This window comes from Lentzea nigeriaca, assembly GCF_016907955.1.
Lineage (GTDB): Bacteria > Actinomycetota > Actinomycetes > Mycobacteriales > Pseudonocardiaceae > Lentzea > Lentzea nigeriaca.
In genome coordinates this window covers 189,879-204,333 of sequence record NZ_JAFBCX010000005.1, presented here as the reverse complement: position 1 = coordinate 204,333, position 14,455 = coordinate 189,879, and the positions used below count along the sequence as shown (strand labels likewise).

The 14,455-nt window shown below is 69.7% G+C and carries 12 protein-coding genes and 1 riboswitch; of the genes, 11 read left to right on the top strand and 1 reads right to left on the bottom strand.

Annotation, left to right across the window (positions count from 1 at the left end):
• The first annotated feature begins 23 nt into the window (after window positions 1–23).
• Window positions 24–156, top strand: a riboswitch (cobalamin riboswitch).
• Between the two features lie 39 nt (window positions 157–195).
• The 11 genes from JOD27_RS19025 (at window position 196) to JOD27_RS18975 (ending at window position 12,638) form a co-directional block, all read left to right on the top strand.
• On the top strand, window positions 196–2,106 hold the full coding sequence (locus JOD27_RS19025; RefSeq protein ID WP_204763576.1) for a putative cobaltochelatase: 1,911 nt from the start codon (window positions 196–198) through the stop codon (window positions 2,104–2,106).
• Between the two features lie 12 nt (window positions 2,107–2,118).
• Entirely contained in the window at window positions 2,119–2,733 is a 615-nt protein-coding gene (gene cobO, locus JOD27_RS19020; protein ID WP_204763575.1) for a cob(I)yrinic acid a,c-diamide adenosyltransferase, read from the top strand.
• Entirely contained in the window at window positions 2,730–4,106 is a 1,377-nt protein-coding gene (locus JOD27_RS19015; RefSeq protein WP_204763574.1) for a cobyrinic acid a,c-diamide synthase CobB, read from the top strand. Before cobO ends, JOD27_RS19015 begins: the two co-directional genes overlap by 4 nt.
• A 29-nt stretch (window positions 4,107–4,135) precedes the next feature.
• Window positions 4,136–5,170 (top strand): cobalt-precorrin-4/precorrin-4 C(11)-methyltransferase, encoded by a 1,035-nt coding sequence (locus JOD27_RS19010; RefSeq protein ID WP_204763573.1) that lies wholly within the window; start codon window positions 4,136–4,138, stop codon window positions 5,168–5,170.
• Window positions 5,171–5,175: 5 nt separating this feature from the next.
• Entirely contained in the window at window positions 5,176–5,991 is an 816-nt protein-coding gene (locus JOD27_RS19005) for a hypothetical protein (protein ID WP_204763572.1), read from the top strand.
• Window positions 5,988–7,244, top strand: a complete 1,257-nt coding sequence (locus JOD27_RS19000; RefSeq protein WP_204763571.1) for a cobalamin biosynthesis protein — start codon at window positions 5,988–5,990, stop codon at window positions 7,242–7,244. Before JOD27_RS19005 ends, JOD27_RS19000 begins: the two co-directional genes overlap by 4 nt.
• A 98-nt stretch (window positions 7,245–7,342) precedes the next feature.
• The gene (locus JOD27_RS18995; RefSeq protein WP_204763570.1) at window positions 7,343–8,716 is read left to right on the top strand and encodes a M4 family metallopeptidase; all 1,374 of its coding nucleotides are present in this window, start codon (window positions 7,343–7,345) and stop codon (window positions 8,714–8,716) included.
• A gap of 122 nt (window positions 8,717–8,838) precedes the next feature.
• Complete coding sequence (locus JOD27_RS18990; RefSeq protein WP_204763569.1) at window positions 8,839–9,615, top strand: S1 family peptidase; 777 nt, start codon at window positions 8,839–8,841, stop codon at window positions 9,613–9,615.
• Between the two features lie 61 nt (window positions 9,616–9,676).
• A complete protein-coding gene (locus JOD27_RS18985; protein WP_204763568.1) occupies window positions 9,677–10,390 on the top strand; it encodes a PIG-L deacetylase family protein in 714 nt (237 codons plus the stop codon).
• Window positions 10,391–10,441: 51 nt separating this feature from the next.
• Window positions 10,442–11,650 carry a uroporphyrinogen-III C-methyltransferase gene (gene cobA / locus JOD27_RS18980; protein WP_204763567.1) on the top strand — a complete coding sequence of 403 codons (1,209 nt, stop codon included), beginning with the start codon at window positions 10,442–10,444 and terminating at the stop codon, window positions 11,648–11,650.
• 82 nt (window positions 11,651–11,732) lie between these two features.
• A complete protein-coding gene (locus JOD27_RS18975) occupies window positions 11,733–12,638 on the top strand; it encodes a ricin-type beta-trefoil lectin domain protein (RefSeq protein ID WP_204763566.1) in 906 nt (301 codons plus the stop codon).
• Window positions 12,639–12,694: 56 nt separating this feature from the next.
• Here the strand turns inward: JOD27_RS18975 and JOD27_RS18970 are convergent, their stop codons facing one another.
• Window positions 12,695–14,437 (bottom strand): proline--tRNA ligase, encoded by a 1,743-nt coding sequence (locus JOD27_RS18970; protein WP_204763565.1) that lies wholly within the window; start codon window positions 14,435–14,437, stop codon window positions 12,695–12,697.
• Window positions 14,438–14,455 lie beyond the last annotated feature (18 nt).

Sequence of the window (14,455 nt, the reverse complement as noted above, 5' to 3'; positions counted from 1 at the left end):
TCGCTCACCTGGCTGTTGGACCGGCAGGTGCGAAATGCGACGATGCCGTGGCTGTGAGGGGAGCGCGAGGAAGCCGGTGTGAATCCGGCGCCGTGCCCGCGACTGTGACCGGACCGAGTCCGGGAGTCAGGAACTCGTCCCCCTCTTACTCGACCGGACACGGGCGTGGACACCCGAGGAAGGACTCGCTGGAGCATGTTCCCCTTTTCGGCTGTCGTCGGACATGACGACCTCCGCCTGGCCCTGCTGCTGAACGCCGTGCATCCCGGCATCGGCGGTGTTCTCGTCCGCGGCGAGAAGGGGACCGCGAAGTCGACGATCGTGCGTGCCCTGGCCGCACTCCTCCCCGAGCTGGACGTCTCGAAGCACTGCCGGTTCGGCTGCGTTCCCGGCACCACCGACTGTCCAGACGCGCCGCACGACGGCAGTGAGCGCAGGCCCGCGCGGCTCGTCGAGTTGCCCGTCGGGGCCACCGAGGATCGGCTGGTCGGGTCGCTCGACCTGGAGAAGGCGCTGACCGAGGGCGTGCGGGCGTTCCAGCCGGGTCTGCTGGCGGCGGCGCACCGGGGCGTGCTCTACGTCGACGAGGTCAACCTGCTGCACGACCACCTCGTCGACCTGCTGCTGGACGCCGCCGCGATGGGGCGGGCGCACGTGGAACGCGAAGGCGTCTCCGTGTCGCACCCGTCGCAGTTCCTGCTGGTCGGCACCATGAACCCGGAGGAAGGTGAGCTGCGGCCGCAGCTGCTCGACCGGTTCGGGCTCACGGTCGCGGTCAAGGCGGCGCGGGACGTCGGTGTCCGCACCGAGGTGATCCGGCGCCGGCTCGCCTACGAGGCCGACCCCGTGGCGTTCGCCGCGAAGTGGAAGACAGAGGACGCCAACCTCAAGAAGCAGATCACGACCGCGCGCGGAAACCTGAAGCAAGTGTCCCTTCCGGACAGTGAGCTGCGCCGGATCGCCGCCGTGTGCGCGGCTTTCGAGGTCGACGGCATGCGCGCGGACCTCGTCGTCGCCCGTGCCGCCACGGCCCACGCGGCGTGGCGGGGTGCGACCCAGGTCGAGGAGCTGGACGTCGAGACCGCGGTCCGGCTCGCCCTGCCGCACCGGCGCCGCCGCGACCCGTTCGACGAGCCCGGCATCGAGGAGCAGCAGCTCGAGGACGCCATGCGCCAGGCGGCAGAGCACGCCGACGAACCCGACGGCCCCGACGGCCCCGACGACGACGGACCCGGCGGCGGCGAGCTGCCCGAACCGCAGGAAGGCCCGGCGGGCAACGGGAACGCGCCCAACGACCGCCCTGCCCCGGAACCCGCACCGGCGTTCAAGGCGCGGCTGCTGGAGGTTCCCGGCGTCGGCGAAGGCGCGCCCGGCAAGCGTTCCAGGGCCCGCGCCCGCACCGGCCGGATCGTCCGGTCGTCCAAAGTGGATGGAGCCGGCCTGCACCTCGTCGACACCCTCACCAACGCGGCACCGCACCAGCAGTCCCGCGGCCGCAGTGGTCCCGGGCTCCTGCTGACCGCCGCGGACCTGCGCAAGGCGGTGAGGGAAGGCAAGGAGTCCAACCTCATCCTGTTCGTCGTCGACGCCTCGGGCTCGATGGCCGCACGCCAGCGCATGTCGGCGGTGAGCGGCGCGGTCGTGTCGCTCCTGCGCGACGCCTACCAGCGCCGGGACAAGGTCGGCGTGATCACGTTCCGCGGCCGGACCGCCGAAGTCGCTTTGCCGCCGACCACTTCCGTCGACGCGGCCGCGACCCGCCTCAAGAAGATGCGCACCGGCGGCAGGACTCCGCTCGCGGACGGCATCCTCAAGGCGCACAAGATCCTGGAGATCGAACGGCTGCGCGACCCGCGGAAGCGCCCGCTCGTCGTCCTCCTCACCGACGGCAGGGCCACGTCGTCAGGACTCGGCGGCGACCCGACGAAGGACGCGCTGAAGGCGGCGAACCTGCTCGAACAGACCGCCGTCGTGATCGTCGACTGCGAACAGGGCCACATCCGCCTCGGCCTGGCGCAGAAGGTCGCCGAGGCGTTGAAGGGCACGTGCGTCCGTCTCGACCAGCTCAGCGCCGACCACCTCGCGGGCGTCGTCCGCGCCGCGTAAGGAGAAACCCAAGTGCCACAGGGACAGCCCACCGAGGTGCCCAAGGACGGCCTGACGACGCGGCAGCGTCGCAACCGGCCGTTGCTCATGCTGCACACCGGTGAGATGAAGGGGAAGTCGACGTCGGCGTTCGGCATGGCGTTGCGCGGCTGGAACCAGGGCTGGGACATCGGCGTGTTCCAGTTCGTGAAGTCCGCCAAGTGGAAGGTCGGCGAGGAGTCCGCGTTCAAGGCGCTCGGCCGGCTGCACGACGAGACCGGCGAGGGCGGCGCGGTCGAGTGGCACAAGATGGGCGAGGGCTGGTCCTGGTCCCGCAAGCAGGGCACCGAGGAGGATCACGCCGCGGCCGCGCTCGAAGGCTGGCAGGAGATCGCCCGCAGGCTCGAGTCCGAACGCCACGGCTTCTACGTGCTCGACGAGTTCACCTACCCGCTGCACTGGGGCTGGATCGACGTGGACGAGGTGGTGGACACGCTGGTCAACCGGCCCGGCCACCAGCACGTCGTGATCACCGGCCGGTACGCGCCGCAGCAGTTGATCGACGCCGCCGACCTGGTGGTGGAGATGACCAAGGTCAAGCACCCGATGGACGCCGGGCAGAAGGGCCAGCGGGGGATCGAGTGGTGAACAGGCTGGTCGTCGCCGCCCCGGCGTCGGGCAGCGGCAAGACCACCGTCGCGACGGGTCTCATGGCCGCGTTGCGCCGAGCCGGGTCGCGGGTCGCGCCGTTCAAGGTCGGCCCCGACTACATCGACCCCGGCTACCACTCGCTCGCGACGGGCAGACCGGGCCGCAACCTCGACCCGGTCCTCGTCGGCGAGCACCGGATCCCCGGCCTGTTCGCGCACGGCGCCAAGGGCTGCGACATCGCCGTGGTCGAAGGCGTCATGGGCCTGTTCGACGGCCGCGTCGACACCGCGGGCGTCGGCTCGACCGCGCACGTCGCCAAGCTGATCAACGCCCCCGTGCTGTTCGTCGTGGACGCCAGGGGGCAGAGCCGGTCGCTCGCGGCGATGCTGCACGGCTTCCGCGGCTACGACCCGACGGTCCGGCTTGGCGGCGTGATCCTCAACCAGGTCGGGTCGGAACGGCACGAGCAGGTGCTCAGGTCTGCGTGCGACGAGGTCGGACTCGACGTGCTCGGCGTGCTGCCGCGCGATCCGCAGTTCTCCTTGCCCTCACGGCATTTGGGGCTCGTCACGGCGGCGGAGCACGGCCCGGAAGCCGTCGCCGCCGTGGACGCGATCGCCGCCGCCGTGGCCAAGCACGTCGATCTCGACGCGGTGCGGGCGCTCGCGTCGTCGGTGCCGTCGATGGCCGTTGCCGCGTGGGAGCCCCAGGTCGAACCGGTGGCCGACGAGCCGTTGATCGCAGTGGCGGGTGGAGCGGCCTTCACGTTCGGCTACGCGGAACACGTCGAGGTGCTCAAGGCGGCGGGCGCGGCCGTGGCCGTCGTCGATCCGCTGAATGATGAAAATCTTCCGAAGGACACCGCGGGCCTCGTGTTGCCGGGCGGATTCCCGGAGCAGCACGCGGAAGCGTTGTCCGGCAACGCGAAGTTGCGCGAGGCGGTGGCGCGGTTCGCTCGATCGGGTGCTCCGGTCCACGCGGAGTGCGGCGGGCTGCTGTACCTCGCGCGATCGCTCGACGGGCACCCGATGTGCGGCGTGCTGGACGCCGACGGGTTCATGACGCCCAAGCTGACCTTGGGTTACCGAGACGCTGTCGCGTCCACCGGCTCGCCGCTGCACCTGCCCGGCAGCCGCGTGACCGGCCACGAGTTCCACCGGACCCAGCTGTCCACACCGCACTCCACGCCACCGGCGTGGCACTGGCGCGGCGTCGACTCCCGGCCCGTCGCCGAGGGGTTCGTGGCAGGGGGAGTGCACGCGTCGTACCTCCACACGCACCCCGCCGGTGACCCGGAAGCCGTAGCCCGGTTCGTGCGGGCCTGCCACCCGTTCGTGGTGGGGGCGGCAGACGGTACGGTCTTCGCCTAAGCCTTCGCCTGAACCCCTGTGGAGCTGTCGTGACGACGACCGGTCGGGTTTCTTTCGTCGGCGCCGGTCCGGGCGCCGCCGACCTCATCACTCTCCGAGGCGCGCGCCGCATCGCGGAAGCCGACGTCGTCATCTGGGCTCCCAGCGCGATCGACGCCGAGTGCGTGCGCGAGCACGCCCGCGCCGACGCCGAGCTGGTCGACTTCTCGCGCGTCACGCAGGAGGAGATCACGGACGTGTACCGCCGTGCCGCCGCGTCGCGGCAGACGGTCGTCCGGCTGCACGCGGGTGACGCCGCGACCGGCGGTGGTGTGCAGGACCAGCACGACCTGTGCGTGCGCCTCGGCCTCGAGGTCGACGTCGTGCCCGGCGTGTCCGTCGTCGCCGCCGCTGCCGCCAGGATCGGCCGTGAGATCACGCAGACCGAGGCGTCGTCGACCGTGCTGATCTCGCCGGAGAGCAGCGAGCTGGTCGCCGAGTTCGCCGCGCTGCAGACCACGATGGCCGCCACGGTCTCGGGCGCGCGCACGGGCCAGTTCGTCGAAAAACTGCTGGCGGGCGGCTACTCGGTGGATACCCCGGCCGTCGTCGCGTACAAGGTGAGCCAGGCCGACGAAGTGGTCGTGCACACCACCGTCGGAGAGCTGGAGTCGGTGGTGAAGCAGCACAAGCTGTACCGCCCGACGCTGTTCCTGGTCGGTACCGCGGTGAAGGCGCCCACGCGTCGTGTCTCGACCTCGGCGACGGCGTCGGTCGACGAGCCGATCCGCGCCGCCCGCCCGACCCGCTGGTCGCGCCGTGCCGCCACGCGCATCGCGACGCGAACCGACGAACCGGTCCTCGCCGCCCCGGCCTCGGCCCCGGTGGCCGAGCCGAACCCGGCGTGGACCGCGGTCGAGGAAATACAGCAGTCGGTGCGCAAGCCGGCCGAGGAACCCGCGTCGAAGCCGAAGCTGACGGTCGTCGCGGCCGAGAAGAAGAATCCGACGACGGTGCGCGCGTCCACGGCCACGCCCGCCAAGAAGAAGCCCGCCGCCCGCAAACCCAAGAGGCCTACTAGCTGATGTCAGTGGAGAAGCTGCTGGAGGCAGCGGGTCGCCCCGTCGAGATCGTCGACGCGGCAGACGGCCTGCGCCCCGCGCTCAACGTGTGCCGCGCCCGTTCCGCCGTGCTCGTCAAGCTGTCCGAGGGCATCGGCCCCGCCGAGATCGGTGCGGGTCTCGCGGGCTGGCGCCGCACGCTGACGGTGTCGGACTCCGGCGAGCTGACCACTGTGGACCCGCGCGACGCCGTGACCAGGCGCTGGACGGCGCCGGACGCGGTGTTGTGCCTGGCGGACAACGAGTTCCTCACCTCGTACGACGGCTGGGCGTTGCCGGACGACTCCTTCGCGAGCCGCTCACACGTCCTCGGCGCCGAGGTCCGCGCGTTCGTGCTGGCGAGGCTCGCCCCGCGGCCGGGCGCCCTGGTGTGGGACGTGCTGGCCGGTTCCGGTGCGGTCGCCGTGGAGTGCGCGCGCCTGGGCGCCGCGGTGATCGCGGTGGAGCCGGATCCCGTGCAGTGCGTGAGGATCATCGCGAACGCGTCGGCGCACGGCGTCGACGTCCGCGTCGAGGAAGCCGAGCTGGACACGGCGTCGTTGCCGCGCCCGGACGCGGTGTTCGTGGGCCGCGGTCAGCTGGCCGAGGTGAAGGCGTCCGCCGCCGTGAACGCCCGGCGGGTCGTGGTCGTGACCGAGAGCGTGGACGAGATCGTTCCTGCCAGGGATGCGTTGCGGGCCGCCGGGTACGAGGTGGAGGGCGTGCACTGGACCGCCTCCCGCCTGCTCGACACGGGATTCGCTCCGGCCGTGCCGGTGACTGTGTTGTGGGGAACCAAGAAGTGATCGGTGTGTTCGCGGGCGCGGCACAACGCGGTGACGCCGCCGACCTCGCCGGCCTCCTGGGTGCCGACGCGGTCGTCCCGGACGGCCCGGTCAAGCCCGCCCTCCACCGGCTGTGGCCCCGGCTGGGCGGCGCCGTGCTGTTCCTGGACGCCGGTTCCGCGGTCCGCCTGATCGCGCCCCTGTTGCGGGACAAGCGATCCGACCCCGCCGTGGTCTGCGTGGACAAGCACTTCGTCGTGGCACTGGCCGGTGACGCCGACGCGCTCGCCGTGCACGTCGCCGATGCGCTCGACCGCACACCCGTGGTGACCGGCGGCCCGTCGATCGACTCGGTGCTGGACGAGCTCGTCGAGCAGCTCGACGCCACCGCCGACGGCGACGTCGAGGCGTGCGCGGCGGCCATCGAGGCCGGCGAGAAGGTCGTGCTGCGCAACCCCTTGGGCTTCCCGCTGCCCGCCCTGCCTCCCAACGTCGTGGCGGCGGGCGAGGACGCGACCTGGATCATCGTCATCGACGACCGCGCGGCCGGTTCCAAGGACAACGTGCTGCGGATCGTGCCGCGCACGCTCATCGTCGGCGTGGGCTCGACGCGCGGTGCGTCGGCCACGAGCGTCGGCGCCGCGCTGGCGGAACTGGACGCGCAGGGCGGGCTGGATCTCCGCGCCGTCAAGGCGTTCGCGACCGCCGCCGCCAAGGCGGACGAGCCCGGCATCGTGGATGCCGTGGAGGACTGGGGTTTCTGGCACGGTGACACCGCGGAGCTGCTGACGTTCCCGACCGAGGAGCTCGCCGAGATCGGGGTGCCGAACCCGAGTTCGGTGGTGCGCAACTCGATGGGCACCGCCAGCGTGGCGGAAGCGGCGGCGTTGCGCGGCGCGCAGACCCTCGGGCACGGCGCCCCGATCGAGCTGGCCGCGGAGAAGTTCAAGCGGGACAACGTGACCGTGGCCGCGGCACGGGTGCTGCCGCGCGGCAGGCTCGCGTTGGTAGGGCTGGGGCCGGGTGCGGCCGATGAACGCACACCACGCGCGGAGGCGGAGATCAGGCGCGCGGCGTTCGTCGTCGGCACGCCAGAGGCGATCGACGCGGTCTCATCTCTGTTGCGTTCCGGTACCGAGGTCCGTTACGAGGGCGCCTCCGAACTGGCCGCGCGCGGCGCCGCCGTCGCGTTCGTCGCTTTCGGAACCGGGCCAACGCTGGACAATCCGGTCGAAGCCGACGTAATTGTTGTTCCCGGAGTGTGGGAACACTGACGGATTTCCTCCTTTCGTAGGGTCTTCGTTCAGGATTTGTCGAATTACCGTCGCCAGGCACACGGCCCACCCTGCGGGCCCGAGTCCTGGAGACCGACATGAGATCCCGTCGTCTCGTCGCGGCAGCCTGCGCTGCGGGCGTTGCCCTGTCGTTGCTCACGTTCAGCGCCCAAGCGGCCGCACCCAAGGAAGGCCTGCGCCTGCTGGCCGTCCGAGACTCCCTGCTCGCGACGCACACCTGGTACGAGCAGACGTACGACGGCAAGCCCGTGCTGGGCGCCTACTACGTCGAGCACGTCGACAAGGCGACCGGCGTGAAGACCGTCGACGACGGCCGGATCGCTGTCGGCACGGTCGACGTGACGCCGGCCGTCACCGCCGAGGACGCCAAGACCAAGTCCGCCGGCGTGCCCGAAGGCGCGAACCTGAAGGTGTTGCCCGGCACCGGACTCGTCTACGAGGTGATCTCCGACAACGGCAAGGGATCCGAGCGCACGCTGGTGCACGCGGAGACCGGCGACGTCGTGAAGCACGAAAGCCTCGTCAAGCACGCCGACGGCACCGGCGAGGTGTTCAGCCCGAACCCCGTTGTGTCGCAGCAGAACGAAAGCCTCAAGGACAACAACGACGCCGACTCGGCCGTTCCCGCGGCCGCGTACAAGACGGTCACGCTGTCCAATCTGAACGGATCCGGCAACCTCGTCGGCACGTACGCGCAGATCGTCGGTACAAAGAGGAAGCTCGCGTACAGCGCCACGAACAACTTCAGCTACACCCGCAGCGACATCCGGTTCGAGCAGGTCAACGCCTACTGGGGAGTCACCGAGGCGCAGAAGTACATCCAGAGCCTCGGTTTCACGAACATCAACAACCAGTCGCAGAAGATCACCACGCTCGGTGAGACCGCCGACAACTCGTACTACGACCCGTCGAAGGACCAGATCACCTTCGGCACCGGTGGCGTGGACGACGCCGAGGACCTCGAGGTCGTGTGGCACGAGCTCGGACATGCCATCCAGGACGCCCAGGTGCCGGGCTTCGGCTCGACCGAGGAGGGCGGCGCGATCGGCGAGGGCTTCGGCGACTGGTGGGCGTTGATCATGTCCTCCCGCGACTCGCAGGACACGACCACGACCCCGTTGGCGTGCATCATGGACTGGGACTCGACGTCCTACACGAGCACGACGCCGCACTGCATTCGCCGCACGGACACCAACAAGACGATCGACAACAAGACCGGCGAGGTGCACGACGACGGCGAGATCTGGTCGCGTGCGCTGTTCGACATCTACAAGGCGTTCGGCCGGGAGAAGTCGGCGAAGATCGTGCTGGAGGCGCAGTTCAACTACTCGCCGTCGACCGACTTCGCCGCGGCCGCGAACGCGACCGTTGCGACCGCCAAGGCGCTCTACGGTGACGCAGATGCCGCCACGGTTGCGGCCGCGTTCAAGGCACGCAAAATCATCGCCTAGTCAACTGTCAAACCGCCCGTAACGACTAGTGGCGGTTGTGCGTTCGAATCCATGCCCGTGACGCTGTGTGTGCCGCCGCTCGACCCCCTGCACACACAGCGTCATCGGGAAGGACTGGCAACATGGCGAAAACCCTGCATCGCCTGATCGTGTCCGTCGTGGTGTCCGCTCTCGCGAGCATCTTCTTCACCGCACCTGCAGCGAACGCCGACGACGTGTCACCGATGATCGTCGGTGGCACGAGGGCCAGCACCTCGACCTACCCGTGGGTCGTCTACCTGGCGACGACCGCCGGATCGCAGTTCTGCGGTGGAACGCTGGTGAAGGCCAACAAGGTCGTCACCGCCGCGCACTGCGTGAAGGGCCGCTCGGCCGCCAGCACGCGCGTCGTGCACGGCCGTGACGACAAGCAGAGCACCGCGGGCACGGTCGCGAGCGTGACCAAGATCTGGGTGCACCCGAGCTACACCACCGCGACCGCCGGCTACGACGTCGCCGTGCTGACGCTCGACCGCTCCATCAACTCGACCACCCTGCCGCTCGCCACCCCCGCAGACACCGCGCTGTACGCGGCGGGCAACTCGGCGCTGATCCTCGGCTGGGGCACCACGTCCTCCGGTGGCTCGGCCTCTCGTTACCTGCTCAAGGCCAACGTGCCGCTGACCTCGGACGCGACCTGCAAGTCCGCGTACTCGCAGTACAGCAACACCTCGATGGTGTGCGCGGGCTTCCCGCAGGGTGGCACCGACACCTGCCAGGGCGACTCCGGTGGCCCACTGGTGTTCGGCGGCAAGCTCATCGGCGACACGTCGTGGGGCCAGGGCTGCGCGGCGCCGAAATACCCCGGCGTGTACGGCCGGATCGCTCCCTACTACTCGGTCATCAACGCCCAGCTCTAGCTCCGGTACAGCCGCGCACCGAGTCCACAATGGACTCGGTGCGCGGTCTTATGCTGCACCCATGGCTGATCTGGAAGCGATGCCGGAGGACTGGTCGAACGCGCTGGTCGTCGTCGCTCACCCCGATGACATGGAGTACGGCGGTTCGGGCGCCGTCGCCCGTTGGACCGCCCAGGGCAAGAACATCGCGTACCTGCTCGCCTGCCGTGGCGAAGCCGGCATCGACACGATGGAACCGTCGGTGTGCGGGCCGTTGCGGGTCGAGGAGCAGATCGCGTCGTGCGCGGCAGTGGGGGTTTCCGACGTCGAGTTCCTGGATCATCGGGACGGCCTCATCGAGTACGGGATGCCGTTGCGACGGGACATCGCGGCGGCGATCCGGCGGCACCGGCCCGAGTTCGTGATCGTCAGCAACTTCCGTGAGACCTGGCCGGGTGGGTCGTGGAACCAGTCGGACCACGTCGCGGTCGGTCGCGCGGCCGTGGACGCCGTGCGGGACGCGGGCAACCGATGGATCTTCCAGGACCTGGGACTCGAGCCGTGGAATGGCGTTCGGTACGTGGCGGCGGCGTCCTCACCGTTGGCAACGCACGCCGTGGACATCACCGACTCGTTCGACGCTTCGGTGGCATCGCTGCGCGCGCATAAGGCCTATCTGGCTGCGCTGAGCGGCAACATGGCGGATCCCGAGGGGTTCCTGCGGGGCGCCGCGGAGGCCGTGGGGCAGCGGTTCGGCGGCGTGCTGGCGACCTCTTTCGAGTTGCTGAGCCTGTGACCATGTTCCCTTCGGCTGGACACGGCCGATCCGGTGTGGATGCTTCTACGCATGCCCTTTGAACAGCACTACCTGGCCGGCCTCGACCTGCGGGGCCGGCGCGTCCTCGTGGTCGGCGGAGGCACGGTCGCCCAGCGCCGCCTGCCCCGCCTGATCGCCAGCGGCGCCGCCGTCGAACTCGTGTCGCCGTCCGTCACGCCCGCCGTGCAGGGCATGGTCGACGCGGGGGAGCTGACGTGGCACCAGCGGCGCTTCCAGCCCGGTGACGTCGAGGGCGCGTGGTACGTGGTGGCCTGCACCTCCAACGTCGAGGTGAACACGCAGATCGGCGAGGAGGCGCTGTCTCAGCGTGTGTTCTGCGTGCGCGCGGACATCGCCGTCGAGGGCACGGCCGTGACACCGGCCGTGGGCACGCACGACGGCCTTGTACTCGGTGTACTGGCGGGCGGCGAGCACCGTCGGTCGGCCTCCGTCCGCGACGGACTCGTGGCGGCCTTGCGCGATGGTCGAATCGCGGACCAGGCCTCGCCGCCCGTCGGCGTCGCCCTGGTGGGCGGCGGTCCCGGCGACGCCGAGCTGATCACCGTGAAGGGCAAGCGTTTGCTGGCCCACGCGGACGTGGTCGTCGCCGACCGCCTGGCACCCCGCGAGCTGCTGGAGGAACTGCCGGCACACGTCGAGGTCGTCGACGCGGCGAAGATTCCGTACGGCCGTGCGGCCACGCAGGAGTTCATCAACCAGACGCTGATCGACCGCGCCAAGGAGGGCAAGTTCGTCGTCCGGCTGAAGGGCGGCGATCCGTACGTCTTCGGCCGCGGCTTCGAGGAGCTGCTGGCGTGCGCCGAGGCGGGCATCCCGGTGACCGTCGTGCCGGGCGTGACGTCGGCATTCGGTGTGCCGGCTCTGGCCGGTGTGCCGGTGACGCACCGAGGCGTGGCGCACGAGGTGGTCGTCGTCTCTGGTCACGTCGCACCCGATGACCCGCGTTCTCTGGTCGACTGGTCGGCGATCGCACGCCTGCAGGGCACCGTCGTGCTGATGATGGCCGTCGAGCGAGCCGGTGCGTTCGCCACGGCGTTGATGGAAGGCCGCCCCGGCTCGACGCCCGTCGCCGTGATCCAGGAGGGCAGCACGGCAGCCCAGCGCGTCTTCCGGTCTACTTTGGACTCTTTGGCGGACGACGTGAAGCGGTGGGAAGTTCGTCCTCCGGCGATCATCGTCGTCGGTCCTGTCGCCGGTATTGCTTCCGCAAATAGTTAGATAAGTTTCTTTACAAAAGCCGTCAGGCCGGTGGACTCTGCATTCACGCCGCCTCAGTCCACCGGTTCCTGCGGAGGCACGCATGAAACGCGCCCTGTCTGTGGCGGCAGGTATTTTGCTGATGATGTCCGGTTTGTTCGCTTCATCCCCGGCCGCCGCGGCTCCACAACAGGTCTTCTGGACCTTCTACGGCTGGTACGACAACACGCCACCCGGCGGTGACATCGCCTACCCGCAGATCCACGACACGGCCGGCGGCAAGGGCACCTGGTCGGACCCGATCACGTTCGCGACGTCCAGCAAGGAAGCCAAGCCGGGCACGAAGATCTATTTCCCGCGTGTGAAGAAGTACTTCATCATGGAGGACTCCTGCTCCTCCTGTGAGCAGGACTGGAACGGCAACGGCCCCAACGGCGGCCCCAAGCTGTGGCACTTCGACGCGTGGATCGGCGGCAAGGGTGGCAACGCCATGAACGCCATCGACTGCGAAGACGCGCTGACCAACTACCACGACGACGGCAAGCCGGTGATGGAGGAGACCATCCTCAACCCGCCGTCCAACCTCACCGTGGACCCGACGCCGATCTTCAACACGCAGACCGGCGAGTGCTACGGCGGCGCCAAGCCCAAGACCACCAACGGCGAGTACAAGAACGTCTCGACCGGCAAGTGCCTCCAGGGCGGCGTGTCCGGCATCCAGCTCACGACCGCTGTCTGCAACGGCTCCGCGGCTCAGCAGTTCAAGTTCCACGGCGCCTTCATGGAGCAGGGCTCGCCCCAGCTGTGCACCACGTTGTCCTCGGGCAAGGTGCTGCTGAAGAAGTGCGACGGCGGCCCGGCCCAGCAGTGGTCCATCAACCCGAACAAGACCATCTCGGACATGCAGTACAACACCAAGTGCTACCGGGACGCGTCGGGCAAGGTGACGGCGGCGTCGTGCTCGGGCGACCTGGCGAAGTGGAACTTCAAGGCAGCGGCCAAGAAGTGACCTGGGCGTGAAAAGGCCGCTTCCCCCTCTCTATGAGGGAAGCGGCCTTTCGCTTGTCAGCCCTTGACGACACCGACCAGGTGGTCGACCGCCTCGGCGACCGGGACCTCGACGCGGTCACCGGAACGACGGTCCTTGACCTCGACGGTGCCGTCCTTGAGGCCACGGCCGATCACCAGGATGGTCGGGATGCCGACGAGCTCGGCGTCCGCGAACTTCACGCCGGGGCTCGCCTTGCGGTCGTCCAGCAGCACCTTCACGCCGCGCGCGCTGAGCTGCTTGGCGAAGTCCTCGCCCGCGGCCACGAGCGTCTCGTCCTTGCCCGCGATGACCACGTGGACGTCGGCGGGCGCGACGTTGCGGGGCCAGATCAGGCCGCGCTCGTCGTGCGACTGCTCGGCGATGGCCGCGACGAGGCGCGAGACGCCGATGCCGTAGGAGCCCATGGTGATGCGGACGGGCTTGGAGTCCGGGCCCAGGGCGTCGAGCGAGAACGCGTCGGCGTACTTGCGGCCCAGCTGGAAGATGTGGCCGATCTCGATGCCGCGCGCGGCGACGAGCACGCCCTTGCCGTCGGGCGACGGGTCGCCCTCGCGGACCTCGGCCACGTCGATGACGCCGTCCGGGGTGAAGTCACGGCCCGCGACCAGATCGACGACGTGGTGGTCGGCCTTGTCGGCGCCGGTGACCCAGGCCGTGCCCTTGACCACGCGGGGGTCGGCGAGGAAGCGGACGCCGTTGGCCTGCAGCGCTCCCGGGCCGATGTAGCCCTTGACCAGGAACGAGTTCTTGGCGAAGTCCGACTCCTCCAGCATCGCGACCTCGGCGGGCTCCAGCGCGGCCTCGAGGCGCTTGAAGTCGACCTCGCGGTCACCGGGGACGGCGATGGCGAGCAGCTCCCAGTCCTTGCCGGGCTGCTTGACCTTCACCAGGACGTTCTTCAACGTGTCGGCCGCGGTGAACTTGCGGTCGGTGTTGGCGTTGAGGAAGTCGACCAGCGACTCGATGGTGGGCGTGTTCGGCGTGTGGTGCACCTGCGCGGCGGGCTTGTCGTCGATCGACTGCTCCGCGGGCGCGGGAGTGGTGACGGCCTCGACGTTGGCCGCGTAGCTCGACTCAGTGCTGCGGACGAACGTGTCCTCACCCGTCTCGGCGACGGCCAGGAACTCCTCGGACGCCGAGCCGCCCATCGCGCCGGACGTCGCCGACACGACCACGTACTCCAGGCCGAGGCGGTCGAAGATGCGGATGTAGGCGTCGCGGTGGTCCTGGTAGGACTTGCTCAGGCCCTCGTCGGTCAGGTCGAACGAGTACGAGTCCTTCATCAGGAACTCGCGGCCGCGCAGGATGCCCGCACGGGGACGCGCCTCGTCGCGGTACTTGGTCTGGATCTGGTACAGCGTGACCGGGTAGTCCTTGTACGAGCTGTACTCGCCTTTCACGGTGAGCGTGAACAGCTCCTCGTGGGTGGGGCCGAGCAGGTAGTCGGCGCCCTTGCGGTCCTTGAGCCGGAAGATGTTGGGGCCGTACTCCGTCCACCGGTTGGTGGCCTCGTAGGGCTCCTTGGGCAGCAGCGCGGGGAACTGGATCTCCTGCGCGCCGAACGCGTCCATCTCCTCGCGGATGACGGCCTCGATGTTGCGCAGCACCCGCAGACCCAGCGGCAGCCAGGAGTACCCGCCCGGCGCGACGCGGCGGACGTAGCCGGCGCGCACCAGCAGCTTGTGGCTGGGCACTTCGGCGTCGGCCGGGTCCTCGCGAAGCGTGCGCAGGAACAGCGACGACATCCTGGTGATCACGGTGGGTACTCCTCGTTC